22 protein-coding genes are annotated in these 23,840 nt (G+C 53.6%); 13 read left to right on the forward strand and 9 right to left on the reverse strand.

From position 1 onward, the window contains the following. The first annotated feature begins 115 nt into the window (after nucleotides 1-115). The 6 genes from OO017_RS10240 to OO017_RS10265 all read left to right on the forward strand — a co-directional run bounded on the left by OO017_RS10240 (nucleotide 116) and on the right by OO017_RS10265 (nucleotide 6,536). Entirely contained in the window at nucleotides 116-1,660 is a 1,545-nt protein-coding gene (locus OO017_RS10240; RefSeq protein ID WP_266052384.1) for a 4Fe-4S binding protein, read from the forward strand. After that, entirely contained in the window at nucleotides 1,660-3,129 is a 1,470-nt protein-coding gene (locus tag OO017_RS10245) for a cellulose synthase family protein (RefSeq protein WP_266052385.1), read from the forward strand. The genes OO017_RS10240 and OO017_RS10245 overlap by 1 nt, the downstream gene beginning before the upstream one ends. Nucleotides 3,130-3,132: 3 nt before the next feature. Next, the gene (locus OO017_RS10250) at nucleotides 3,133-3,492 is read left to right on the forward strand and encodes a hypothetical protein (RefSeq protein WP_266052386.1); all 360 of its coding nucleotides are present in this window, start codon (nucleotides 3,133-3,135) and stop codon (nucleotides 3,490-3,492) included. A gap of 133 nt (nucleotides 3,493-3,625) precedes the next feature. Then, nucleotides 3,626-5,356 (forward strand): glycoside hydrolase family 15 protein, encoded by a 1,731-nt coding sequence (locus OO017_RS10255; RefSeq protein WP_266052387.1) that lies wholly within the window; start codon nucleotides 3,626-3,628, stop codon nucleotides 5,354-5,356. Between the two features lie 13 nt (nucleotides 5,357-5,369). Beyond that, the gene (locus OO017_RS10260; protein ID WP_266052388.1) at nucleotides 5,370-6,251 is read left to right on the forward strand and encodes an alpha/beta fold hydrolase; all 882 of its coding nucleotides are present in this window, start codon (nucleotides 5,370-5,372) and stop codon (nucleotides 6,249-6,251) included. A gap of 114 nt (nucleotides 6,252-6,365) precedes the next feature. Beyond that, nucleotides 6,366-6,536, forward strand: a complete 171-nt coding sequence (locus OO017_RS10265) for a hypothetical protein (RefSeq protein WP_266052389.1) — start codon at nucleotides 6,366-6,368, stop codon at nucleotides 6,534-6,536. Between the two features lie 565 nt (nucleotides 6,537-7,101). On the opposite strand, the gene dinB is transcribed toward OO017_RS10265, so the two are convergent. Both dinB and OO017_RS10275 read right to left on the reverse strand, forming a co-directional pair. After that, nucleotides 7,102-8,190 (reverse strand): DNA polymerase IV, encoded by a 1,089-nt coding sequence (dinB, locus tag OO017_RS10270; protein WP_266052475.1) that lies wholly within the window; start codon nucleotides 8,188-8,190, stop codon nucleotides 7,102-7,104. Continuing rightward, nucleotides 8,190-8,648: an Lrp/AsnC family transcriptional regulator gene (locus OO017_RS10275; RefSeq protein WP_266052390.1), complete on the reverse strand. Its 459-nt coding sequence runs from the start codon at nucleotides 8,646-8,648 to the stop codon at nucleotides 8,190-8,192. The genes dinB and OO017_RS10275 overlap by 1 nt, the downstream gene beginning before the upstream one ends. Before the next feature lie 112 nt (nucleotides 8,649-8,760). Here OO017_RS10275 and OO017_RS10280 point away from each other — a divergent pair, with 112 nt between their 5' ends. Continuing rightward, entirely contained in the window at nucleotides 8,761-9,171 is a 411-nt protein-coding gene (locus OO017_RS10280) for a carboxymuconolactone decarboxylase family protein (RefSeq protein ID WP_266052391.1), read from the forward strand. Between the two features lie 72 nt (nucleotides 9,172-9,243). Here the strand turns inward: OO017_RS10280 and OO017_RS10285 are convergent, their stop codons facing one another. Next, nucleotides 9,244-9,516 (reverse strand): hypothetical protein, encoded by a 273-nt coding sequence (locus tag OO017_RS10285; protein WP_266052392.1) that lies wholly within the window; start codon nucleotides 9,514-9,516, stop codon nucleotides 9,244-9,246. A 31-nt stretch (nucleotides 9,517-9,547) separates the two neighbouring features. Further along, nucleotides 9,548-10,936: an FAD-binding oxidoreductase gene (locus OO017_RS10290; RefSeq protein WP_266052393.1), complete on the reverse strand. Its 1,389-nt coding sequence runs from the start codon at nucleotides 10,934-10,936 to the stop codon at nucleotides 9,548-9,550. A 352-nt stretch (nucleotides 10,937-11,288) separates the two neighbouring features. On the opposite strand from OO017_RS10290, the gene OO017_RS10295 reads away from it, so the two are divergent. The 5 genes from OO017_RS10295 to OO017_RS10315 all read left to right on the forward strand — a co-directional run bounded on the left by OO017_RS10295 (nucleotide 11,289) and on the right by OO017_RS10315 (nucleotide 16,645). Next, a complete protein-coding gene (locus tag OO017_RS10295; RefSeq protein ID WP_266052394.1) occupies nucleotides 11,289-12,125 on the forward strand; it encodes an oxidoreductase in 837 nt (278 codons plus the stop codon). 124 nt (nucleotides 12,126-12,249) lie between these two features. Beyond that, nucleotides 12,250-13,560 (forward strand): PQQ-dependent sugar dehydrogenase, encoded by a 1,311-nt coding sequence (locus OO017_RS10300; protein ID WP_266052395.1) that lies wholly within the window; start codon nucleotides 12,250-12,252, stop codon nucleotides 13,558-13,560. Between the two features lie 117 nt (nucleotides 13,561-13,677). After that, nucleotides 13,678-14,358 carry a type 1 glutamine amidotransferase domain-containing protein gene (locus OO017_RS10305; protein ID WP_266052396.1) on the forward strand — a complete coding sequence of 227 codons (681 nt, stop codon included), beginning with the start codon at nucleotides 13,678-13,680 and terminating at the stop codon, nucleotides 14,356-14,358. 146 nt (nucleotides 14,359-14,504) lie between these two features. Beyond that, a complete protein-coding gene (cysM, locus tag OO017_RS10310) occupies nucleotides 14,505-15,392 on the forward strand; it encodes a cysteine synthase CysM (RefSeq protein ID WP_266052397.1) in 888 nt (295 codons plus the stop codon). Nucleotides 15,393-15,784: 392 nt separating this feature from the next. Beyond that, nucleotides 15,785-16,645, forward strand: coding sequence for a pirin family protein (locus OO017_RS10315; RefSeq protein WP_266052398.1), 861 nt, complete (start codon nucleotides 15,785-15,787; stop codon nucleotides 16,643-16,645). Nucleotides 16,646-16,738: 93 nt separating this feature from the next. Here the strand turns inward: OO017_RS10315 and OO017_RS10320 are convergent, their stop codons facing one another. The 3 genes from OO017_RS10320 to OO017_RS10330 form a co-directional block, all read right to left on the reverse strand. After that, nucleotides 16,739-17,740 (reverse strand): pseudouridine synthase, encoded by a 1,002-nt coding sequence (locus OO017_RS10320; RefSeq protein ID WP_266052399.1) that lies wholly within the window; start codon nucleotides 17,738-17,740, stop codon nucleotides 16,739-16,741. 138 nt (nucleotides 17,741-17,878) lie between these two features. Further along, nucleotides 17,879-18,880: a 23S rRNA pseudouridine(2604) synthase RluF gene (gene rluF, locus OO017_RS10325; protein ID WP_266052400.1), complete on the reverse strand. Its 1,002-nt coding sequence runs from the start codon at nucleotides 18,878-18,880 to the stop codon at nucleotides 17,879-17,881. Between the two features lie 196 nt (nucleotides 18,881-19,076). Then, on the reverse strand, nucleotides 19,077-19,982 hold the full coding sequence (locus OO017_RS10330) for a universal stress protein (RefSeq protein ID WP_266052401.1): 906 nt from the start codon (nucleotides 19,980-19,982) through the stop codon (nucleotides 19,077-19,079). Nucleotides 19,983-20,268: 286 nt separating this feature from the next. Between OO017_RS10330 and OO017_RS10335 the strand changes: the two genes are divergently transcribed. Next, the gene (locus OO017_RS10335; protein ID WP_266052402.1) at nucleotides 20,269-20,511 is read left to right on the forward strand and encodes a hypothetical protein; all 243 of its coding nucleotides are present in this window, start codon (nucleotides 20,269-20,271) and stop codon (nucleotides 20,509-20,511) included. Between the two features lie 56 nt (nucleotides 20,512-20,567). On the opposite strand, the gene OO017_RS10340 is transcribed toward OO017_RS10335, so the two are convergent. Both OO017_RS10340 and OO017_RS10345 read right to left on the reverse strand, forming a co-directional pair. Continuing rightward, nucleotides 20,568-21,026: a DUF1622 domain-containing protein gene (locus OO017_RS10340; protein WP_266052403.1), complete on the reverse strand. Its 459-nt coding sequence runs from the start codon at nucleotides 21,024-21,026 to the stop codon at nucleotides 20,568-20,570. Between the two features lie 155 nt (nucleotides 21,027-21,181). Beyond that, a complete protein-coding gene (locus OO017_RS10345; RefSeq protein WP_266052404.1) occupies nucleotides 21,182-23,629 on the reverse strand; it encodes a zinc-dependent metalloprotease in 2,448 nt (815 codons plus the stop codon). Between the last annotated feature and the right edge of the window lie 211 nt (nucleotides 23,630-23,840).

Consider the following 23,840-nt stretch of genomic DNA (forward strand, 5'->3'; position numbering starts at 1 on the left):
AAGTTTAAAACTTGCCTCAAACATTGCCACAAGCTGGAAGCTTACGGCAGAAAAAGTTTAGAACGAAACCTCGCTGCCTCTTTACATTAGGGGATGGGGACGGGAAATTATAAAGATGAAAACACTGCAAGGTATAGGTCTGGGTATGTTCCTGCTGGCGCTGCTCACTTTTAACGCGCTGCTTTTTATGGGGCGTTTCGAGCTGTCGGAGCCGGAAATGGCGCAGTCGGTGAAGCAGGAGCACGTGGAGGTATTGCGACAGGAGCTACAGCCGATGCTGGGCAAAACCTATTCGTCCAGCTTTGCCTTTGCCACCGATTTTAATTCTTACCTGGATGCCTACAACGAAAAGCAGAAAAACAGCCAGCAATGGGACCGGGTGATTTGGGACGATTATGCCTTTACCCTTGCCAAAGTTGCCAGCGAGGGATTCGTGAAAAACAACAAGCTGCTTTTACTGCTGCTTACCGTAGTGCTGGGGGCAGCGGGGGCGCTCTTCTACATCCTGCCAAAGTATAAAGGTGAGCCGGAAGGCATCAAAAACAACGGTATCATGTTCTCCTCCAACAAATCGCGGGGTGTTGTCGGCATCAGCCTGGGCGCGTACCTGATACTGGTGTACATGCTGCTGTACTGGTTCCCGGAGTACATTGTGAACTGGACCCTGCTCGTGGACCCGCTGAGTCATGCGCTGTCGGGAGGGCCGGCCAGCCAGTGGTTCTTGTACGGCACCATTTATACTTTGGCTATACTTGTGATGGGCGTTCGCATGTTCCGCAGGTACCGCGGCAACAATTACCAGCTGCTGCGCACCGCGTCGGTTATGTTTTTCCAGCTGAGCTTTGCCTTCCTTATCCCAGAGGTCCTGGTGCTGCTCAACAAGCCTTGGTACGATTTCAAAAACATCTGGCCCCTCGACTACGATTTCTTCTTTGAGTACAGTGTGGCCAGCATGCTGGGCAGCGGCAGCCTGGGCATGTTTATGCTTATCTGGGGTATTCTGCTGATCCTGGTGGCCGTGCCGGTGTTCACCTACTTCTATGGCAAGCGCTGGTACTGCAGCTGGGTGTGCGGCTGTGGTGGCCTCGCCGAAACCGCCGGCGACCCCTACCGCCACCTCTCCGACAAATCCTTGAAAGCCTGGAAAGTGGAGCGCTGGATGGTGTATCCTATTTTGGTGTTCATCACGGGTATCACCATACTTACCATTGCCAATTATTTCACGGAGTTTGCGCTGCTTCGGCAGTCTACGGACGTGCTGCACCAGTGGTACGGCTTCCTGATAGGGGCTGCTTTTGCTGGTGTGGTGGGCGTAGGCTTTTACCCACTGATGGGCAACCGCGTGTGGTGCCGCTTTGGCTGTCCGCTGGCCGCCTACATTGGATTGATACAAAGGTTCAAGTCCCGGTTTCGCATTACCACCAACGGCGGGCAATGCATCTCCTGCGGTAACTGCTCCACTTATTGCGAGATGGGCATCGATGTGCGCTGGTATGCGCAGCGTGGGCAGAACATCGTGCGGGCCTCGTGCGTGGGCTGCGGCATCTGTGCCAGCGTATGCCCCCGTGGCGTGCTGAAACTGGAGAACGGGCCGGAGCAGGGCCGCATCACCGACATCCCTGTGCTCACGGGAAATGATTCTGTTAAGGTACTTAGTTAATGAAATTTATACTTATTGTTTGTGTTGTTGTTTATGCCCTGGCCATGCTGTTCATACTTTTGTACAGCGTGGCGCAGGCGCATTTGCTATACCGGTTCCGGCGGTTCCGGAGACATGGAAGAAGAGAGGCGCCGCCTGCCCCAGAAGTATGGCCTGCTGTAACGGTGCAATTGCCGGTTTACAACGAGAAGTATGTGGTGGAGCGCCTGATCGATTCGGTGGCGAAGCTGAATTACCCTTCCGATAAGCTGGAAATTCAGCTGCTGGACGACAGCGACGATAAAACCACGGAACTCATACGGGGGAAGACAAGGCAATACCCGCACCTGAACCTGCAGCACATCCGCCGCCCCGACCGCACGGGCTTTAAGGCGGGTGCTTTAAAGTATGGTTTGGCGTTGGCACAAGGGGAGTTCATCGCCATTTTCGACGCTGATTTTACACCGCAGCCTGATTTTCTGCAAAAGACCATCCCATACTTTGCCAACCCGAAACTGGGCATGGTGCAAACCCGCTGGACCCACCTGAACAAGGAGTACTCCATACTTACACGGTTGCAGGCCTTGGCCCTGGATGCGCATTTCTTCGTGGAGCAGGTGGGGCGCAACAGCCAGCAAGCGTTTATCAACTTTAACGGTACCGGGGGCGTGTGGCGCAAAACCACCATCCTGGACGCCGGCAACTGGCAAGACGATACCCTGACCGAAGACCTGGACCTGAGCTACCGCGCCCAACTGAAGGACTGGCAGTTTTTATACTTGCCCGAGGTGGAGTCGCCAGCGGAGCTGCCGCCTGTCATGAGCGCCCTGAAATCGCAGCAGTTCCGCTGGACCAAAGGTGGTGCCGAGTCGGCGGTGAAGCACCTGGGGGCCGTGCTGCGATCCCCAAAAAGCCTGCAGACCAAGTACCACGCCCTGGCGCACCTACTCAACAGCTCGGTGTTTGTGGCGGTGCTGCTGGCCTCGCTGGCGAGTGTACCCCTGCTTTGGGGTAAGGTGAACAGTCTGCTGCCGGAGGTGGTCTTCAGGGCCGGGGCGGTCATGCTCCTGAGTTTTCTGGTGATCAGCCTGGTATACTTTCAGGCAAATTTCTTAGGCAAGTCTACAAATATAAATCGTGTAAGGGGATTTCTACTATACTACCCTTTGTTTTTGGCCGTGTCGATGGGCATGGCGCTGCACAATGCCGTGGCGGTGTGGGAAGGCTGGACCGGCCGCAAGTCAGCGTTTATCCGAACCCCGAAGTTTAACCTGGAGGGGCGGCAACACAAATGGCAGCAAAACCTGTACCTCAGCCTGAAAATGCCTGTAACTACTTACCTGGAGGGGGGGCTAGGGCTGCTGTTCCTGGTTGTTGCGGCCTGGGGCGTGGCGGAGGCCGAGTATAACTTGCTGATTTTCCACAGCATGCTGGCGCTGGGCTATCTGCTGGTTTTCTATCACTCCTTTGTATCCTACCGAAAAACCTGACCCATGGCACCTACATTGCTTTTTGTCTATAACGCCGAAACGGGCTTCTTTAACAAGCTGGTTGATTTCACGCACAAGATCGTTTCTCCCAAAACATACCCTTGCAGCCTCTGCTCCCTGACTTACGGCAACTTTACTGCTTTTCCGGAGTGGGAAAGTTATGTTAAGCAATTACCCCTGGAGGTAAGGTTTGTTTACAAAAACGAGTGGCCGCACGGTCAAGTATACAACAAATTCCCGTTGGTAGCCCTGCAAGGGGAAGAGGTAGAGATTCTGCTGACAAAGGAAGCACTGGATAAAATGACCTCCTTAGAAGAGCTGATCGATAGCCTGAATGCAGTGCTTCCTCGAACGACAGTGTAAGTTTCTGTTCGTGTAAGCTATACTTTGTCTTGGCTCAAGCAGGCAGGTGTAGTTTATACTTTAATGGCATCCTCACCACACAGCGCCTTTGTTTCGTATGAAGCTAACAGCCGCAACAGCGCTGCTTTAGCTCATGACTGTCAGACAAACTAACATCCGTGACCTGGCCCTGATCGGGGATCGCCGTACCTGCGCCTATGTTTCCAAGGAGGGGAGCGTGGTGTGGTACTGCCCCCGCCGTTTCGACGCACCTGCCGTGTTTGCCAGCCTGCTTGACCCTCAGTTGGGTGGGAGCTGGCAAATAGAAGCCCCGGGTCTGGATTTTGTATCCCGCGCCTACCACAACGATAGCACCATGCTGCAAACCATACTTAGGTGCGAAGCCGGAGAACTGCAGGTGGAGGACTTCATGCCCATGGGCGCGAACTTCAACGGCATCTGCCGAAGGCTCTCCAAAGCGCCTGCCATACTTCGTGTCGTCCTTTCCCCTCGCCCTGATTATACTTTCGAGGAGCCGCAGCTGCAGATGCTTAGCGGCGGCGGGGTAAGTATAAATAACATGCTTTTCCTGTATGCCTCGCATCCTCTGGAGATCAATGAAAACGAAATTATCTGTGAGGTACCTGCCGGTGAAAACGCTTGGTTTATACTTAGCGAAGCCCAACTGGAAGCAAGCGGGGATGTGCTAGAGCAGGCATTTGCTAAAACGCGCGAAGAGTGGCAGGAGGTAAGCAGCCACATCACCTACCACGGCCCGTACGAAGAGGAGGTCCGTAATTCGTTGCGTGTGCTTCGCCTGATGACATATGCCGAAAACGGAGGCATTATTGCCGCTGGCACCACCTCGCTGCCAGAAGTGCCCGGAGGCAACCGAAACTGGGATTACCGCTATGTGTGGCTGCGTGATGCCGCCATGATCTCCAGCGCCCTTACCCGCGCCGGCTCAGACGGGGAGCAAGAGCGGCGCTTTCTGAGTTTTCTCTGCGATGCCCTGCATGGGGTGAAGGAACCAGTGGTGCCGTTCTTTACTCTTGATAAAAAGCCTGCTCCAGGCGAGCGCCTCATCGAGCATTTACGTGGGTATGAGGGAAGCCTGCCCATCCGTATTGGAAACGACGCTAATGACCAGCTGCAGCTTGACGCCATCAGTAACGTACTGCTTTCGGCCAAGCTCATCTACAACCGCTTCCAGACCCGTGAGCATTGGGAACTGGTAAGTATGCTAGCCGATTACCTGGCTGATCACTGGCAAGAAAAAGACCATGGCCTCTGGGAGGAGACGCAGCAGCTGCATTATACTTCCAGCAAAGTAGTGGCGGCCGTCAGCCTGGAATTCATCGCTGAACACAGCCAGGATAAAGCGCAGCAACAGCGGTGGCGTCAAGCTGCAGCCGATATCCGGGAATTTGTACAGGAGAACTGCCTTACGCCGGAGGGGGCCTACGCTGCCTATGCCGGCGCTGAGGCGGTGGATGTGAGCGCCATACTTTTCCCGATCTGGGCCTACACCGATGCTGATACCCCGGAGGTGCTGAAGACGATCGAAGTGCTCGAACGCGATCATTGCCACAACAACCTCTTTCGCCGGCACTTGGTAGATACAGACGCCCGCGAAGAAGGTGCTTTTCTGGCTGGCACGCTTTGGGTGGCGCAGTACTGGGTGATGCGGAAAGAATGGCAAAAGTTTAAAGATACATTGCACGCAGCACTCGCTTTTATGAATGATGTGGGGCTGATGCCAGAAGAAGGTGACCCTGAAACCGGGGAGCATCTGGGCAACACTCCACAAACGTTTGTACAAGCCTCGCTCATCGGAGCGGTGATAGACTACAAAAATGCTATGGAGGAAGAATCAGCGAGTTAAAAAAGATAAAGCTATGAGCACAGACAAAGAAGTGGCGGATGTGATAGAAGTGCATGAGGCCGCAGGTAAATACATCAACGTGGATGGGGTGAAAACCTTTGTGCTGGACGAAGGAGAAGGGGAGGTGGTGTTCTGCATCCACGGGGTACCTACTTCCTCGTTTCTATACCGCAAGGTAATAAAGGAGTTGGCAGTCAAAGGTATGCGTGGCGTCTGTGTGGACCTGCCCGGCCTCGGCCTCTCTGACAGACCTGAAGATTTTGATTATACCTTTCCCGGTTTTGCCCGTTTTTTGGCCAAGGCTACCGAGGTATTAGGCATTGAGAAATTCCACCTGGTAGTGCATGACATAGGAGGGCCAATTGGCTTTGCCCTGGCTGCGGAGAACAAGGGAAAAGTACTTTCGCTGACTATTCTGAACACCTGGATTGACGTGGTAAATTTTAAAAAGCCCCTGCCCATGCGTCCTTTTGAAGTTCCGCTGCTGGGGGAGGCCGAGTTAATAGCACTTACCCACACCACCTGGTATGTCGGCTTCACCAAAATGGCGGTTGCGCATGCCGATGACATTCCGAAAGCAGAAATTTATTCTTATATCGATTTGCTTAAGCGGCAGGATGATGGGGCAGCTTTTCTGAAGATCATGCGGCAATTTGAGAAATCGGAGGATTTTAGGAGTTTGTGTATGCAAGCGGTGGAAAATGTGCCACACCCGATACAGGTTATTTGGGGCACCCAAGACCCCGGTCTCAGTTTTGATCGATACGGCGAAGAAATACTGCAGGCTGCTAATTTGCCTTTTGCGCATAAACTGGAGGCAAGCCATCTGTTGCAGGAGGAGAAGCCGGAGGAAATTGCTGGTTTAGTGGTGCAGCTGGCGAGGAAGGGTAAATAGTTATCTGGTTGCTGACTCTCTGGCGCAAGTGTTCGTTTATGTCATTCTACACCTACTGGCGCAAATCTTCCGACTTGTGTCCTTTTATGGTGTTGAGTTTGTAACGCAACTGGCTTGGAAAGCCATACCCCATACTTTGGCCATACTTTTATACTTGCCGCTACCATTGTTCCGGACATCCCAGTCCGAAACCTCTCTGCCGCGGATTTCCAAATCCGCGTGAGCCGTACTTTATACTTCCATAGCCGCTGCTTCCCGCAGCTTGACACAAGCTATCCTTTCTAGCCTCTGCTTATCCTCAGTCTTACGAGTTCAAAGTTTCACCTCTGACTTTGGCTCCCTCCAGCCCGGGAGGGCTCGTCCTTGGGCATCGCGCTGGGAGCTTTTCCTTTGCTCCTGCGTCGCAATGCCCTCACGGGCACCGGAAAAACTCGCATAGGCGCTCAACCCAAAGACTGGAAATAGATTCGATAGCCTCAGCTGACGGAGCTTGAGCCGGGCTCCCTCTCCTGTTCTTAGGAAAGGGTTGGGGAGAGGTGAAACTCCCCTCCTTAGACTACCGAGAACGCGAGTTCGAAGGTAGCGAGCGTAGCTCTGAGGGGCTAGGGGTGGTTGGATAATTCCCCTCCTCGGAGGGGTAGGGGTGGGTTTACACCTGCCAAATTAGAGGTAGTAGTAACAAAGCTAGCGCTTCTCTAAAATAATAACCGGACTCCTATACTTAAACAAGGAGGTGCAGGGGCGGTTGGATAATCAGCTGCAGTCCTCCTTCCCTGTTTTAAGGGTAGGTGCCTCGAAAAATGAACTGCTCTAATTCCTTTACAACAGAACTCAGTTGAAAAACCTCCGGCTACAACTCTAGCGTCAGCTGATACCCCTCACGGAGCTTGTCGTGCTGGTAGGTGAGGCTGGAGACGGAGATGCCGAGCAGGCGCACGGGGTAAGCCGGTAGCTGGGGTGCTCGCAGCAAATCTCGGGCAATCGTGTAAATGGCATCGGCAGAGGTGAATTCTCCCAGGTAAGTTTTGCTGCGGGTGTTCAGGGTAAAGTCAAAGTATTTGATCTTCACCGTCACGGTTTTGGCGCTGGCCTGTAGTCGCGACATGTCCTGCGCCACCTCTTCGGCCAGGTGTTGCAGGCGGTCCAGCATGTCCTGCTCCTCGGTCAGGTCCACGTCAAAGGTGCGCTCCGAGCCAATGGATTTCCGGATGCGGTGCGGCTGTACTTCGCGCTCGTCCTGGGCGCGGGCAATGCGGTAATAATAACGGCCCACCTTGCCAAAGTTACGCACCAGTTCCTCTTCCGATCTTTCCCTTAGATCCGCCCCAGTCAGGATGCCCAAACTTTGCATTTTGGCTGCCGTTACCTTGCCTATGCCATGGAACTTCTCGATCACCAGACCTGCCACCAGCTCCTCCGCCTTGTCGGGTGTGATGAGCGTGAAGCCGTTGGGCTTGTTCATGTCAGAGGCAATCTTGGCCAGGAACTTATTATAGGAAACGCCTGCTGAAGCGGTCAGTCCGGTTTCCTCAAAAATCTTTTTCCTGATCTCCTGAGCGATGATGGTGGCCGAGGGCATGCCGATCTTGTTCTCCGTCACGTCCAGGTAGGCTTCATCCAGCGAGAGCGGCTCCACCAGATCGGTGTAGGAATGGAATATCTCCCGGATCTGCCGCGACACGGCGCTGTACACATCAAAGCGGGCTTTCACGAAGATGAGGTGCGGGCAGCGCTGGGCCGCGATCTTGGAGGCCAGTGCCGAATGAACGCCATACTTGCGGGCCTCATAACTGGCGGCGGCCACCACGCCCCTGGCCCTGGATCCACCCACGGCCACAGGTTTTCCGCGCAGCTCGGGGTTATCGCGCTGCTCCACCGACGCGAAAAAGGCGTCCATATCTACGTGGATGATCTTACGGATGGGTGAACTCACAACGATTATGCTTTTATACTTGAGCCCTGTTCCGTAACCGGTTTAGTGCTAACGGGGCTGGAAAGGATAACGGAGGTGGTGGGTTCTCCATACTCCACAAACAGGTTAATGAGCTGCTCCAGGTCTTGCGCCAGCTGCACGGCCACCTTTATCACCAGGCACTCGCTGCCCGTAACCCGGTAACAATCCCTTACCTCCGGCATACTCTGTAGGAGGTTCAGAAAGCGAGGGAGCTTGCCTGCATGTGCTTTAAAGGAGATGAGCGCCTGCAACGCATAGCCCAGCTTTCCGAGGTCCAGCGAAACGCCGTAGCCCTTAATTACGCCGGCATCCTCCAGCTTCTGCACACGCTCGGCCACGGCAGGGGCGGAGAGGCCTACCTGCCTGCCGATCTCAGCGAAAGAAAGCCTGCTGTTTTCCTGTAAAACGGTAAGTATGGCCCAGTTCAGTTTATCTATCTCCATTATCGAAAGTATATGGTGCGCAGAAACCTCAATTCAAAGGTTTTGCGACTGCAGAAGCTTTGATTCGAAAGCCAAAGATACACACCAGGCCATATTTTTGTGTAAAAAAACAATGGCAACTAGAATCAGATTCTCAGAGGAAGGAGCAACTCCTTTCGCACAGTTACTCGGGCACAACCCCAATATTTTAATGGCTTGGGATGAACTGGAAAACGCACTTTTTAAAAGTTCTGGCTTAGACGCAGCTTTGCTGGAGCAGGTGCGCCGGACGCTGGCTTTTGGGAACCAGTGCGCATACTGCATGGCAAAGGGCAAACCCAGCGAGGTGAAGGCAGACAAGCGCGAAAGTTACGCCACGGCCTTTGCGGAGCTTTTCGCCTTGGATCACCTGTCTATATCCGAGGCCCATTTTGATTTACTGCGCGAAGCTTTATCAGAAGCCGAGATAGCCAGCCTTTGCGCTTTTATCAGCTTTATAACGGCATCCCAACGCTTTGCAGCCATCATGAACCTGCAGGCGTAGTGTTTTCTGCAGCTCTGGTACGCTTGTAAAGTATACATGAAGCTTGCGTACCGGAGCCGCGAAACAAGCTGGTCAGGAAACCTCCCGCAGGATACGCATTTCCGGTGTGCCGAGCACGCCTGCCCCCTTCATGGCCTGCTCCAGGTCCTTCGACTCCATAAACTCCAATACTTTCCCCTCGCTCTTAGCCTCAAAAAGTACGATTACCTCGTTGTGGTTATAGGTGTTCTGAAACAGGTGCAGCTCGTGCAGGTCAGCATGGTCGCGGGCGGACTTATGTTTGTCGTACATGGTTTTCCAGTGGTCGAAATCCGCTACTTCGTGTTTAATTAATAGGTATGGCATCGTCTGTCAGTTTTAATATGGCTGCCGCGCGTCATGCGGTGGCGAGTGGTTTTATGTTCTGGTTTACCTTAAACAGGTTATTGGGATCATACTTGTACTTGAGGTGGGCGAGCTTTTCATAGTTGTCGCGGTAAGTGGCCCTGATGCGCTCGTCACCTTCCTCCATCATAAAGTTTACATAAGCACCTCCGGCTGAGTAAGGGTGCAGGTCATTAAAGTAGTTTTTAGCCCAGTTGGTTATCTTTTCATTGTTAGCCGGGTCAGGGTCTACCCCAATTATCACTTCTGCCCAGTTGGCGTCTCTGTAGCTGAAAGCCGTCGCTGCCTTGTCTATCTCATGCGCCGCTCCGTTTACCGGGTAAAGGTGCATGGAAGAGAGCGGGGTTGGTAATTTTCGTGCGTTCGCGATGTGGCGGTCAATGGCCTCATCACTAAGTTCATCTACAAAATCCGCTTTCCAGTACCACTGTAGCCCGGGCGGGTAGAGCGGGTCGAACATGCTTTGCAGCGCCGGGTGCGGTATAGGGCCTACCAGGTCTATAGCGGGTGCAGGTTTTATACTTCGAATGGGCCTGAAAACCTCTTCGGCTTTATCCATGGGGCCCGTGTAGCACCACACAATTCCCCCTACCAATTTGTTGTGATAGGCAGCGGGGAAATGCTCAACAGGCGGCACCTGTAGAAAAGCGAAGAATCCGTTGATATCTTCTGGTGCCTCCAGGATAAAATCGCGGTACCACTGTATTACGGGTTTTACCTGGTCAAGCTCCCACAACATCGGGCCACCATAGTCCACATCAACCGGGTGCAATTTGAACAGGAAAGACGTAACAACGCCAAAGTTACCGCCACCCCCACGTATGGCCCAGAAGAGATCCTGATGCGTTTTGTCGCTGGCTTTTATAAAGCTGCCGTCTGCCAACACCATGTCTACCTCCAGCAGGTTATCAATGGTGAGGCCGTATCTACGGGTGAGGTGCCCCATACCGCCGCCCAGTGTCAGTCCGCCCACGCCTGTGGTGGAGATATACCCGGCTGGTGTGGCCAGCCCGAAGGCATGGGTAGCGTGGTCTACCTTACCCCAGGTACAGCCGCCTTCTACGCGCACCGTCATCTGCTCCGGGTTTACCTGCACGCCATCCATGTGCGACAGGTCAATCACCAGGCCATCGTCGCAGACACCAAGGCCACCGCCGTTATGGCCGCCTCCACGCACAGCCACCAGCAGGTTATTCTCACGCGCATAGTTAACTGCGTAAATTACATCAGCCACGTCCTCGCAATAGGCAATGAGGCCCGGATGCTTGTCAATCATGGCGTTGTATACTTTGCGGGCATCGTCGTAGCCGCCTTCTCCGGGTTTAATAAGTGTACCCCGAAATCCTGATTTTAATTCCTGAATTGTTGCTTCCTCTATCATAACGTACCAACTCTGTTATAAGCCTTGCACCGTGCGTCAGAGCTGATCCAGATGTTGAGAAAACGGACGTTAATGCCTGCTTGGGGTGCAGTAACTTTTTTAAATATCTATACCATTAAGTATACGTTTTGAGTGAAATTACAGGAACCCTGAAGCATGGAAATGGGTGGCTGTAAGGTGACAGGGCCTGAAGGTGGCTGTAAGTCCTGCGAAACAGACAAAGCATGACCTGACGTTGCAACTCTAAAGAAGAATAAACAGCACCTCCTGGTATCCTGCCGGTGAGTGTGCCCTGGGGCATACTTCCTGATCTCCTCACCGTATACCTGACCTCACACAAAACAAGAATGAAATGTCAGGGAAAGTATGGTTTATAACAGGCGTATCGAGTGGGTTTGGGCGAGTGCTGGCAGAAGAAGTGGCTAAACGCGGGGACAAGGTAATCGGCACGGTGCGGCAGCACCGGCAGCTGGAGGAGTTCAATGCCATCTCGCCGGGTAATACCTTCGCCTACATTATGGATGTGACGAACGCGGAGGGCGTAAAGGCTACCGTAGATGCCGCTGTGAAGCACCTGGGCCGCATCGATGTGCTGGTGAACAACGCCGGCTTCGGGTTTTTGGGCGCTGTGGAAGAGGCTACGGTGAAAGAATTTCGGGAGGTGATGGAGACAAACTTCTTCGGGGCGCTGCAGGTAACGCACGCGGTGCTGCCGTATCTGCGACGGCAGGGCAGCGGGCACATTGTGCAGATGTCGTCGGTGGCCGGGTTCAGGAGCACGCAGGGGTTTGGCGTGTACAATGCCAGTAAGTTTGCGCTGGAGGGAATGAGCGAGGCGCTGGCGCAGGAGGTGGCCCCGCTGGGTATAAAGGTGAGCATTATAGAGCCCGGGCCGTTTCGCACCAACTTCGCCGGGTCAAGTATAAAAAATGCACAGCAGGAGATGCCGGAGTATGAGGAAACGGCGCGTGTGTTTAAAAACACCATCCTGGGCTATGCGGGCCAGCAGGAGGGCGACCCGGTAAAGGCAGCACAGGTGCTGCTGCAGGTGGTGGACAGCGGAAACCCGCCCTTGCGCCTGCCGCTGGGCCAGACCGCTTTTGATGCCGTGCGCAAGAAGCTGCAGCAAGTAGAGCAGAACCTGAGCGACTGGGAAAGCATCGCCACAAAAACCGCTTTCAAGGACTGATCTGCAAGTACAATATATACACCGAGTGCCGCCCCTATAGCTGGAGCAATCGGTGTATACTTATACTTGTCACCGAGCTCTCCCGTATAGCAGCATATACTTATAACCAACACACAGCACAACTATGAAAACACGCATTTGGCAGGCACCGCTTTGGGCTATACTTGCAAGTATGGCCATACTCAGCTGCTCCGAATCAGCACGCACCACAGAAGAAACGGGTGCCGATACCGATACCACTGCCGTAGACTTTAACCCTGACGCCGATACCGTAGCTACCGCAACCAACCAAAGCCTGCAACTTCCTGCTCCGGATACCACCCACAAAGCTGAAAAGCGCAGCAAAACCATTGGCTGGCCTGAAGGCAAAATGCCCACCGCACCGGCCGGCTTTACCGTCACCAAATTTGCCGGCGACCTGAAGCACCCACGCAGGGTTTACGTGGCTCCCAATAAGGATATATTTGTGGTGGAGTCGGATGACGAGGGAAAGAGCGCCAACCGCATAACCCTGTTTCGCGACACGAACACGGATGGCAGGCCCGACATGCGCGAGGTGTTTATAACTGGCCTGAACCAACCCTACGGCATGCTGGTGCTCAACAATTATTTCTATGTGGCCAACACCGATGGCCTGATGCGCTACCCTTACAAAGAAGGCCAGACCAAAATCACGGCTGCAGGCGAGAAAGTACTTGAGTTACCGGCTGGCGGCTACAACCACCACTGGACCCGCAACCTCATTGCCAGCCCAGATGGCTCTAAAATCTATGTTTCGGTTGGCTCTGCCAGCAATGTGGGCGAGTATGGCATGGAGAAGGAGGAGCGCCGCGCCGCAATCCTGGAGATAAACCCTGACGGTAGCAGCGAGCGCATTTACGCCAGCGGCCTCCGCAACCCCGTAGGCATGGACTGGGCGCCAAACTCCAACACCCTCTGGACCGTGGTGAACGAGCGCGACGGTTTGGGCGATGAGCTGGTGCCGGATTACCTGACAAGCGTGAAGGAGGGTGCATTCTACGGCTGGCCGTACGCATACTTCGGGCAAAACATTGACCCGCGCCGCAAAGGCGAGCGCCCGGACCTGGTGCAGAAAACCATTGTGCCGGATGTGCCGCTTGGCTCCCACACCGCCTCGCTGGGGCTGGAGTTTTACAACGGAAGCCGCTTTCCCGTAAAGTATAGAAACGGTGCTTTTGTGGGCCAGCACGGCTCCTGGAACCGCAGCGAGTTTGCAGGGTATAAGGTCGTGTTCGTGCCGTTCCAGAACGGCAGGCCAACCGGGCAGTACGAGGACTTCCTGAAAGGTTTTATTGCTGATGCCAGCAAGAACGAAGTGTATGGCAGGCCCGTGGGCGTGTCGGAGTTGCCGGATGGGTCACTGCTGGTGGCCGACGATGAAGGAAACACCATCTGGCGTGTGGCGGCGCAGTAACTTTTAGAGTTAGCCGCCTTTTATCCGCTTACCAGCATCTCCTGGGGCTGCGCATCCTGATACGAACCAGCGCCCCTACTTACTAGAATTTACAAGTTTTAACCCATACTTCAAGCTATGAAAGTATTATTTGTCTTAACGTCCCATTCAGAGTTGGGCGACACCGGAAAGAAAACAGGTTTTTGGGTGGAGGAGTTTGCCGCACCCTACTATGTGATGTCGGATGCCGGAGTGGAGGTAACACTGGCCTCGCCGGAAGGAGGGGAGCCGCCCGTAGACCCCAGCAGTGAGGCACCTGGAGCCCAGACTGAGGCCACTGAGCGCTATAACCAGGATGAGGCCCTGCAGGAGAAGCTCCGCCACACGAAAAAGCTGAGCGAGGTAAAAGCTGATGATTTTGATGCCGTGTTCTACCCAGGCGGCCACGGCCCGCTGTGGGACCTGACCGAGAGCGACGAGTCGGTGAAGCTGATCGAGGCCTTTGCCAAACAGAAGAAGCCGGTAGCCGCGGTGTGCCATGCGCCGGCTGTTTTTGCCAAGGTGAAGAACGAGAACGGCGAGCCCTTTGTGAAGGGCAAGAACGTAACGGGCTTTACCAACTCCGAGGAGGAGGCTGTAAAATTGACAGAAATAGTGCCTTTCCTGGTGGAGGACAAGTTGCAGGAACTGGGCGGTCACTACACGAAAGCGGACGACTGGCAGCCGCATGTTGTCAAAGACGGGCTGCTGATCACCGGTCAGAACCCGGCCTCTTCAGAAGGTGCAGCCAAGGAGCTACTGAAACTACTGAAAAAATAAACAGGAAGATCCCGCCGGGTAAAAGCTCTACCTGGCGGGTTTTTTCATCATGCAGGCGAAAGTATACTTTTGCCGGACGCTTGCGTTGGTAAAACAATTAAGGCCTCAGCTTATTTATACTTACACATCCAATATATCTAGGTAACATGGCAACCTTACTCGATTTTATAGGCAACACCCCGCTGGTGGAGCTAACCCATATCAATACAAAACCCGGCGTTAAACTGTATGCCAAGCTAGAGGGCAACAACCCCGGCGGCAGCGTAAAAGACCGTGCTGCCTATAGTATGATTAAAGGCGCACTGGACCGTGGAGAACTTAAGCCTGGCATGAAACTGATTGAAGCCACCAGCGGCAACACCGGCATTGCGCTAGCCATGATTGCCCGCCTTTTTGAAGTGGATATTGATCTGGTGATGCCCGCCAGCGCCACCAAGGAGCGGGTGCAGACAATGGAGGCCTTCGGGGCGAAAGTTATACTTACCCCAGCCGAAAAATCGATGGAGGGCGCGATAGACTTCGTGGCCGAGCAGGTGGAGAAGGGCGGCTACCTGGTGCTGAACCAGTTTGGCAACCCCGACAACTACAAAGCACACGTGCGCACCACCGGCCCCGAGATCTGGCGCGATACCAATGGGCAGATAACGCATTTCGTCTCTTCAATGGGCACCACCGGCACCATCATGGGCGTATCCAGGTACCTGAAAGAGCAGAACCCACAGGTGCAGATCATCGGGGCGCAGCCGGTGGAAGGCTCGCAGATTCCGGGTATCCGGCGCTGGCCCAAAGAGTACCTGCCCAAGATCTTTGAGCCGGAGCGCGTGGACCGCACCATCGACGTGAGCCAGGACGAAGCCACCGCCATGACCAGGAGGCTGGCCCGCGAGGAAGGCGTGTTTGCCGGCATGAGCAGCGGCGGCGCCGTGCATGTGGCCACTAAAGTTATAGAGGAACTGGACGAGGGCGTAGTGGTCTGCATCATCTGCGACCGCGGCGACCGCTACCTGTCGTCTGATTTGTTTGCCAGCAAGTAAGTTAAGTAGTTAAAGAAGTATGGAGGCGTAGCTACGCTTTGAGGAATTCGCCCTTTGATGGTAGAGTAGTTTCACTCTATGTTTGCTGGCGCGGATCTCCGGATTCGTGTCTTAAAGTGAATGTTGAGTCTCTGACTCAACTGGCCCAGATGGCCAAAAACCAGCTTGAGAGTAAGGACGCTCGCGCCATAAGTATAGAACCTAACAGAGTGAAACACCCCTGCCCTCAAGGGAGCAGTTGGCATTTTAACTTAACGGCCCTGCTACACAGGAGGGGCAGGGCAGGTTTATACTTTCAGAAGCAAAGGAAGGCTCCCGAAAGTATAAACTTCATAAAACTTGTGCGGCACCTTTATGGTTTGTAAATTAGTGTACCTACATTAATTAGAGAGATGAGAAAAATCAAGAAGATACATAAGGCCATTAGCGCTCCTATAGATGACCTGGTAACCTACCGGGCGTTGCCCACCAACTCTGTCGATTACATCGATCCCTTCCTGTTCCTGAACCATCATGGGCCGCAGGTGTACAAGCCAGACAACAGGGGGCTCCCGTTCGGACCGCACCCGCACCGCGGCTTCGAGACGCTGACCTTTATACTTGATGGCGATATCATGCACCAGGATACCGGCGGAGGCAAGGACGTGATTCAGGCGGGAGGCGTGCAGTGGATGACAGCCGGGCGTGGGTTGATCCATGCGGAGGTATCCTCTGAAAAGTTTAAGAAAGAGGGTGGCCCCATGGAGATACTTCAGCTGTGGTTTAACCTACCCGCCAAATATAAACTGACGGACCCGAAGTATATCGGCCTGCAGAAAGACCAGATACCAGCAGTAGCCGAAGACAATGGTAAAGTGAACGTGCACGTGGTGTCAGGTAAGTGGGGCGCTACCGAAGGGCCGATCCCGTCGCTGAGCGACATCCACATGGCAAGTATAGAACTGCAGGAGTGCGGCAGCTTTACGACTTCGGTACCTGCTGAGCGCAACATCTTCTTCTATGTGGTGCGTGGCTCTGTGAAAGTAAACGGCGAGAAAGCGGAGAAGCTGAATCTGGTAGAATTTGCCAATGATGGCGAGGAAATGCAGGTGGAGGCGCTGGAGAACAGCTATATACTTTTCGGGCACGCCAAGCCGTTCAACGAGCCCATAGTAGCCCACGGACCTTTCGTGATGAACACCGAGGAAGAGATTCACGAGGCCTTCCGCGATTACCAGCAGGGTAAAATGGGAAGCTGGGAAAGCTGGGACTAGGGAGGCAGAATGGTAAAGAGTGACGTATAAAACAGAACCGCCCGTGTTGCACCTTTTGCAGCACGGGCGGTTCTGTTTTATACTTGAGTCAAACTATCGGGAGCGGTTTGAGGAGCCTCCTCTGGAAGAGCCTCCTTTTTTGGCTCCGCCTCTAAAGCCCCCTCTGTCTGGTGTACCCTTGGCACCACCTCTAGAACCTTTGGAGCTTCCCGATCCTGTTGCAGCTGGCCTGGACTTTCCGATGCGTTTGCCGGAGCCACTAAACTCCGCGGCACCAGATTTTACTGGCTTTTGGTAGGCACGGCGCTCAGCTGGCTGGTCTTTTCCGGCAGCTCCTCTTGTTTTAAAATCTTTGAAGTCTGTTTTACCTTTAGCGGCTTTGTCAGGCTTGGCAGCGGCAATCTGCTTCAGGTTTTCTACTTCCTGTGCGGTTAGTGTGCGCCAGTGGCCTTTTTGCAGTTTCGTAAGGGTGATGCTCTCTATTCTGATGCGTTGCAGAAACGTAACTGTATAGCCCAGCGCCTCGCAGATTTTCTTGATGCCGTGGTTCATGCCCGGCTCCAGCACTATTCTAAACCTCGTTGTAGATTCTTTTTTAACAACAGCCTTCTTCGGGTTTCCATCAACAAAGGAAGCACAGGCCTCGCTGAGTTTAGAAATGAACTCCGATGAAAACGGCTTGTTTACAGTCACGATCAGCTCTTTCTCCAATCTGTTATCGGATTTAGAGAGCTTTCTCACAAAGTCGTTGTCATTGCTCAGAAACAGAACGCCCTCATCTTCCCGGTCCAGCTTGCCGATAGGGTGCAGGGAAGCGGGGTGGTTAATAGCCCGCACCACGTTATCGCGTACGCCCATATCATCGGTAGCCGACATGCCCGATGGCTTGTGCAGTACCATAAAAACGGGTGCTTCGTCACGCACGTTCAGGAGCTGGTCATCTACCCTTATCTTGTCTTTAGGCGTAACTTTTGTGCCTGCATCTGGCTCTTTGCCGTTCACGGTTACTCTTCCTTCCTCAATCAGGCGGTCAGCCTCACGGCGGGAGCAAAAGCCCGAGTCGCTAATGAATTTATTTAGTCGCTTTGGTTCCATGGTGTTTTGGCGTTGGGTGGCAGTACTATGTAGTATGCGCTGCCGTGTTTTGTTACGCCGGATTTAAATGTGAGGTCAAAATTAAGGGAAAAGCACAGCTTAACCTATTGCTGCAGCAAAGTAGGCAGTATTTCCTGCTTATCTTCTTCTGCCGCCCTTGGCAGCACCGCTTTTGCCCGATGCACCTCTGTTTCTTCCGCTTCCGCCTGTGGTACCCTTTGCTGCGCCTCGTGCGCCTCTTCCGCTTCCGGTGGAGCTTTTAGACTTGTCGCGTTTACCATCGGCAGCACTTTTACCACTCTTGGCACCGCCACCTGTACGGCTGGGTTTGCCGGCAGGGGAGAAGCCGCCACGCGGCTTTGGCTTACTGCTTATCGCTGGCGCGGTTGCTTCGGCTTTGCGCTTTTTGTTGGTCGAGCCTTCCTCGGTTTTGGTGGAGTGCTCTACCAGCCGCATCATCTCGGCCACCTCGGCATCTGTCATGTTGCGCCACTGGCCCAGCGGAATCTTTGCCAGCGACAGGTGCATGATGCGTGTGCGCTGCAAGATGTGTACTTCGTAGCCCAGTGCTTCGCACATACGCCGAATCTGGCGGTTCATGCCCTGTGTAAGTATGATCCGGAACTTGTTTGGCCCCAGCTGCTCCACAAAGCACTTCTTCGTGTTCACGCCAAGTATAGAAACTCCGCCACTCATCCTGTCAACAAACTCCTGGTTAATGGGCTTGTCTACGGTAACAATGTATTCCTTTTCATGCTTGTTGCCGGCACGCAGAATCTTGTTTACGATGTCGCCGTTATTGGTCAGGATGATAAGTCCTTCGGAATCCTTATCGAGGCGGCCAACGGGGAAAATGCGCTCCGGGTAATTGGTAAAGCTGATGATGTTGTCGCGCTGCGAGGTATCGGTGGTTGTTTCGATGCCGGGAGGCTTGTTCAGGAGCAGGTACACAGGCTCCACGTCATCCACCTCCAGCAGGTTTCCGTCTACGCGCACCTTGTCATTGGCCTTAACCCTAGCACCAACCTCCGGGCGCTTTCCGTTTACCGTCACGCGGCCCTGCTCTATCATTTTGTCGGCTTCGCGGCGTGAGCAGTAGCCGGAGTCGCTGATGAATTTATTTAATCTGATCGGTTCCATAATGTGCCGTGGCTTTAGCAGCTGTTCTATTCCTGCTGATAATCTCAGCAGCCACCGATGTGGCTAGCTTTTATACTTCAAAAGTACGGCAAAGTGAGAGATTTACCTATTACCGGGGCCACAATAGCCTGCGACAAACCCTGTAGCAGCGTATTTGGAACGATCGGTAAAACGCAGCGAACAGGAGGATACAAGCTTAACCTGCCACGGCCTCTTCCCCTTTTTTATCTGACTTATTGCTTAACGTGGCGGCGGGCAGGGCCAGCAGGGGCACCTGAGGGTGCGCTGTGATTTTGCCAGTAACACTCCTGTCGAGGAGGCGGCTCATAAAGTTGTGGCGCTGTGGAATAAGCACCAGCAAGTCGGCCTGCTGCTGCCGGATGAACCGCTGAATGCCTTCGGCCACTTCATCCTGAATGTCAAACGAGCATTCCATCTCTATACCTTTCAGCTTTTCTGCCAGCAGCTCCAGGGCCGCACCAGGGTCGAAGCTGGCTACCTGCAGGTTGTTCCGGTACAGGTGCAGAATTTTAAGTTTTGCATCAAAGGCTTTCAGGAAATCGCGGAGAAGATGCAGATCGGCGTTGGTGGGTATTTTACTCAGGTTAGTGGCAAACACTACTTTTGAGAAATGCCTGAACGGGATGTTTTCCGGAACGGACAGTATAGGAACCGGGCTTTCCTGCATCACAGAAATGGTGGTGCTTCCCAGCAAGGTTTGGTTAATAGGCCCGCCCCCCTGCATACCCATCACCACCAGGTCCGTGTTATACTTGTGTATCGCTTCTACGATCATCTCATAAGAGTCTCCCATACGCGCCACGGATTTCATCGGAATGCTGTTGTAGGTTTCTGCCTGCCCTTGGGCTACTCCGACTTCTGCCCGGATTGCCAGGCCAAAATCTTCCAGGGATCGTGCTTTCCCTTCTTCCAGGGCAAGTATAACATCGGTGGCGTTAATGCTGGCAGGGGGAGTCATGATGGGGTAGAAGGCATGGAAAAGTATGATCTCAGCACCCGTTATCCTGGCAATGTCCAGCGCATAGGCCAAGGCATTCTGTGAGTTATCGGAATAGTCGATGGGCACTAAAATCGTTTTCATGTTGCTGCTCTTTAAGATGGCCTCTACCTGTAGTGTTATTTTTCTTAAACTACACTGCAAAATTAAAGAGAAGGAGCCCCTAAAAAGATGGCACCGGTCAACCCTAAAACTGAGTTTTATCAACTTTTGCTCAATAGGTTGGTTAAGAGTAGTTGATTGGAGACTGTATGGGAAGTATAGCTTTCCAGAACATTTTATACTTACCACCAGATTCAGGTGAAACTTATTTGCAGCCACCAGACTTCTTTAGAAGCCACTATACAGGATTTTTATGCTGGAACATTCCATGTTTGAACGGCTCCCGCTACGGAGCCAGGCAGAGACCTTAGCCAAAGAAGGCACCATCCTAGCCCAGCGCCAGTTTAACAGCTGGACCGTAACGCTTTATACTTTAAACAACAAGTTTGTGGAAGTGTGGACAGGGGAGGAGGCGCAGGTGATCAGTACCTTTAAATCATTGGCTAATCCTATGACCGTTTTAGAGCCATACCTGGATGGAGTTAATGTAGAAGAGGTTTTGGGGTTGTAATCTTAAAGTTTTATACCTTAAGCAATTCAGTAGCCCTAGAAAGAATAAGGTTATGACTAGCCTTTATCGGCGGCGGGCGGAGCCAGGGTACGATCCTCAGCAGTGCCGGAAATTTGTCGCTCTTCCTTCATTTCGCGGGTCAAAAAGTAATTGAGCAAAGTTCGGATCACGGCTATCGCGCCAAGTTTCCCGATCTGATCCCAGGTAGGGGCAATGGCAGTAGAAAGGATGTCCGCCCCAAGCTGAAATTCCAACGCCAGTGCCAGGTAACGTGCTAACACCAGCCGGATCTTGTTATAGCTTTCCATTTGAGGCGGGATCAGGGCCACGATGAAATAATACACCGCTAAAACTACCCCAATTCCGATGATGATCGCGCCAACGGTTTCGATGCCCAGTTTGAGCCATTGAACCCCGGTCACGATAGTGCCCTCTACACCCTCCGGGTGCAGCTTCTGAACAGGCTCAGGTATACTTTCCTGCAAGAAAAAAACTAACTGCTGGTACATGTACATGTAAGGCTCCTAATGGCTTTAAACAGGAATTTAAGCTCTATACCTGTCTGTCCTGTGTAAGGTTTTTCATAGCAAAAGGATACTTACAATGACCCTAAACGCAACAGCGCCACAGTTGTTAAACTATGGCGCTGCTGTGTTGAAATCAATTTCAATTACTCACATCCCAAAATTTCCCAGCTTCCGATCGGGGAGCCTGGAGGTAGGTCCAGGGTTTTGCTTGGCTGCACCTCCTCCGACACCGGACGGTTCAGGCGTTCCAGCGCGAAGGTGAGGTGGGCGTGGTAGGTGCCCTGCTTGTTGCTGCGTAGCCTGGATTGGATGTACTTCTTAAGGTCTTCCAGTGTGGCGGTGGCTACGGCGCGTGCCTGGTAAGAGGTGTTTTCGTTATGGGCCAGGGCCTTCAGGTGCGTCAGTACGACTTGCTCTGTCTGCAGTTGCACCTGCTCCTGCAGGCCTTTCTCGCGGCGGCTTTTCCAGGTGTTCTGCACCAGTTGCTCCGTCACATCCTGCAGGCTAAGGCTGTTGCTGCGGGCACCCAGTTCCACTAGGCGCGAGGCACGCTCCGGGTGTAGCAGAAACGAAAGCGTAAAATCTGCAGAGGCCTCTGCGGCGGCCAGCGGGTCGAAGGTTAGGCCTGTGCGCTTGGCAAAAAGCTCACGGCTGTTGGGCAGACCAGGTGCCCTTGGCGGAATCAGCTGAATAATCTGCTCCGGCAGGGTAAGCACCTCGGGCGAGAGGGTTTTAAGCATGGCCTCCAGCGCCTGCTGCTGCTCGCGCTTGTTTAGCACCTCGGTTATCAACTGGCCATCGCCGCGCACGGCATAGGTATAGTTTATTCCACCTATCAATTTGGCCACAGCCTCTGTCTGGTAGCGGTGGAAATTGTAGATCGGCACCAGCACATCCTCCAGCGTGCTCATGGCTGCACCTGGTTTTATGTTCTTCTCCGATAAATTCTGTATCGCCTTCTCCCGTACACGCAGCACGTTCAGCAACTCTTCGGTGGCGTTGGCGCCATTGTCCCAGAGGTGGGCGGTAGGGTGCGCGCCACCCGGGGAGCGGGCATCGCGGTCGGAGATAAACGACAGGCCCTGCGTTCTGCCTTTGGCAAGAATCTCGTCCAGAGCCTTTTGCTCGTTTGTGCCTGCCGGGAAGTCCTGGTAGCCATAGGCTATAGCCGCTTTATCCCAGGCTCCTATACTTGTGCCGTAGGCAGCGCTTAGGTCTATGTTGCCGGTGCGGTCCAGCTTCACCTGCGGGTGCGGGTAATCCATCACGGAGGCATTATTGTTGGCCGCGTAGTTGTGCATGATGCCGAGCGTGTGGCCCAGTTCGTGCGCTGATAATTGCCGGATGCGGGCCAGTGCCATGTCCATCATCGCCTTGTTCACCGGTTTACCGTCTTCGTAAGGGGCCAGCAAGCCCTCCGCGATCAGGTAGTCCTGGCGCACACGCAGGGAGCCCAGCGACACATGCCCCTTGATGATCTCGCCGGTGCGCGGGTCAATCACGGATGCGCCGTAAGACCAGCCGCGTGTGCTGCGGTGTACCCACTGGATCATGTTGTAGCGGATGTCCATCGGGTCTGCACCATCGGGTAAAACCTCTACCCGGAAAGCGTCTTTGTACCCGGCAGCCTCAAAGGCATGGTTCCACCAGCGGGCACCCTCCAGCAAGGCCGTCCGGATGGGCTCGGGGGCTCCGTTGTCTACATAGTACACAATAGGCTTCACGGCCTCGGAAACCTTGGCAGAGGGGTCTTTTTTCTGCAGGCGGTGGCGGGCGATAAAGCGCTTGTCTATACTTTCATCCACGGGGGTGGCGTAGTCGAAGTAGGAGATGCCGAAGTAGCCGGCGCGCGGGTCAGCCACACGCGGTTTATACTTGTTGTCGGGCAGTTGGATGAAAGAGTGGTGCTGGCGCAGCGTGAGGGCCTGTATATCCGGGGCCACCTCGCGCACGAAGCGGCCCGCATCTTCGCCGCCGGTAAAAGTGAGGGTGGCCTCGAACTCGGTGTTCTGCGGAAAATTTTTAGTGCGCGGCAGGTAAATGGCCGAGCGGCTGGCATCAAGTTTATAGTTGCCCTGCTTGCTGCGTTTTATACTTCCGGTTACATCGTGCGCGTCGCGGAGCAGGAAGTCTGTGGCATCCACCAGTACTTTGTCGGCGTCTTCGGCCTCGGCTTTAAATCCCCAAAGTATAGACTTGGCAAAAGACTCCTCCACGGCACGGGATTCGTTCTTATTCTCCGTGATGGCGCGGTAATCAAGGTTGGGCTGCACAAGCATCACCTTCGGACCAATCTTCTCAAAGTATACCACGCGCTGCCCGCCCAGTTGTCCGCGGTCCAGGCCGATGTCGTTGGAGCCGAGGCCGGAGGGGAGGGAGTTGACATATAGGAATTCCTGATTCAGTTTATCTATCTCCAGCCATAATTTGCCGGCAGCATCATCATAGTAAAACGTAAAATAGCCAGGATACTTTTGCATGCCAGCGGTTTTGGAGGCGATGCCTGGTAGCTTCTGGGCCATGGCTACACCTGCCGTGAGCAGCGGCAGCACCAGCAGCAGCCATAGAGTTTTTGTAAAGGATGATGTCATTTGTTGTTTTAGGTTAGCATAAGGATGATGTTGTAAGATAGGTATTTTAAGAATCTTTTGCCCAAGCTACCGCTGGTGTTTGCAGGTTTATACTTTTGCTTATACTTTAGCCCTCGCTGTTGCTAATGTTACAAAGGCAGATCTTCGGGCTGGGTAGCGCCAGCCCTGAAAGTATGCCCGAAACAAAGAACAGCCGGATAATGTATAGCTT

Origin of the sequence: Pontibacter anaerobius (assembly GCF_026241195.1) — a bacterium.
GTDB classification, from domain to species: domain Bacteria; phylum Bacteroidota; class Bacteroidia; order Cytophagales; family Hymenobacteraceae; genus Pontibacter; species Pontibacter anaerobius.

Coding starts and splice junctions, on each gene's coding strand:
- OO017_RS10240 (WP_266052384.1), top strand. CDS start 116: ATGAAAACACTGCAAGGTATAGGTCTGGGTATGTTCCTGCTGGCGCTG.
- OO017_RS10245 (WP_266052385.1), top strand. CDS start 1,660: ATGAAATTTATACTTATTGTTTGTGTTGTTGTTTATGCCCTGGCCATG.
- OO017_RS10250 (WP_266052386.1), top strand. CDS start 3,133: ATGGCACCTACATTGCTTTTTGTCTATAACGCCGAAACGGGCTTCTTT.
- OO017_RS10255 (WP_266052387.1), top strand. CDS start 3,626: ATGACTGTCAGACAAACTAACATCCGTGACCTGGCCCTGATCGGGGAT.
- OO017_RS10260 (WP_266052388.1), top strand. CDS start 5,370: ATGAGCACAGACAAAGAAGTGGCGGATGTGATAGAAGTGCATGAGGCC.
- OO017_RS10275 (WP_266052390.1), bottom strand. CDS start 8,648: ATGGAGATAGATAAACTGAACTGGGCCATACTTACCGTTTTACAGGAA.
- OO017_RS10280 (WP_266052391.1), top strand. CDS start 8,761: ATGGCAACTAGAATCAGATTCTCAGAGGAAGGAGCAACTCCTTTCGCA.
- OO017_RS10285 (WP_266052392.1), bottom strand. CDS start 9,516: ATGCCATACCTATTAATTAAACACGAAGTAGCGGATTTCGACCACTGG.
- OO017_RS10290 (WP_266052393.1), bottom strand. CDS start 10,936: ATGATAGAGGAAGCAACAATTCAGGAATTAAAATCAGGATTTCGGGGT.
- OO017_RS10295 (WP_266052394.1), top strand. CDS start 11,289: ATGTCAGGGAAAGTATGGTTTATAACAGGCGTATCGAGTGGGTTTGGG.
- OO017_RS10300 (WP_266052395.1), top strand. CDS start 12,250: ATGAAAACACGCATTTGGCAGGCACCGCTTTGGGCTATACTTGCAAGT.
- OO017_RS10305 (WP_266052396.1), top strand. CDS start 13,678: ATGAAAGTATTATTTGTCTTAACGTCCCATTCAGAGTTGGGCGACACC.
- cysM (WP_266052397.1), top strand. CDS start 14,505: ATGGCAACCTTACTCGATTTTATAGGCAACACCCCGCTGGTGGAGCTA.
- OO017_RS10315 (WP_266052398.1), top strand. CDS start 15,785: ATGAGAAAAATCAAGAAGATACATAAGGCCATTAGCGCTCCTATAGAT.
- OO017_RS10320 (WP_266052399.1), bottom strand. CDS start 17,740: ATGGAACCAAAGCGACTAAATAAATTCATTAGCGACTCGGGCTTTTGC.
- rluF (WP_266052400.1), bottom strand. CDS start 18,880: ATGGAACCGATCAGATTAAATAAATTCATCAGCGACTCCGGCTACTGC.
- OO017_RS10330 (WP_266052401.1), bottom strand. CDS start 19,982: ATGAAAACGATTTTAGTGCCCATCGACTATTCCGATAACTCACAGAAT.
- OO017_RS10335 (WP_266052402.1), top strand. CDS start 20,269: ATGTTTGAACGGCTCCCGCTACGGAGCCAGGCAGAGACCTTAGCCAAA.
- OO017_RS10340 (WP_266052403.1), bottom strand. CDS start 21,026: ATGTACATGTACCAGCAGTTAGTTTTTTTCTTGCAGGAAAGTATACCT.
- OO017_RS10345 (WP_266052404.1), bottom strand. CDS start 23,629: ATGACATCATCCTTTACAAAAACTCTATGGCTGCTGCTGGTGCTGCCG.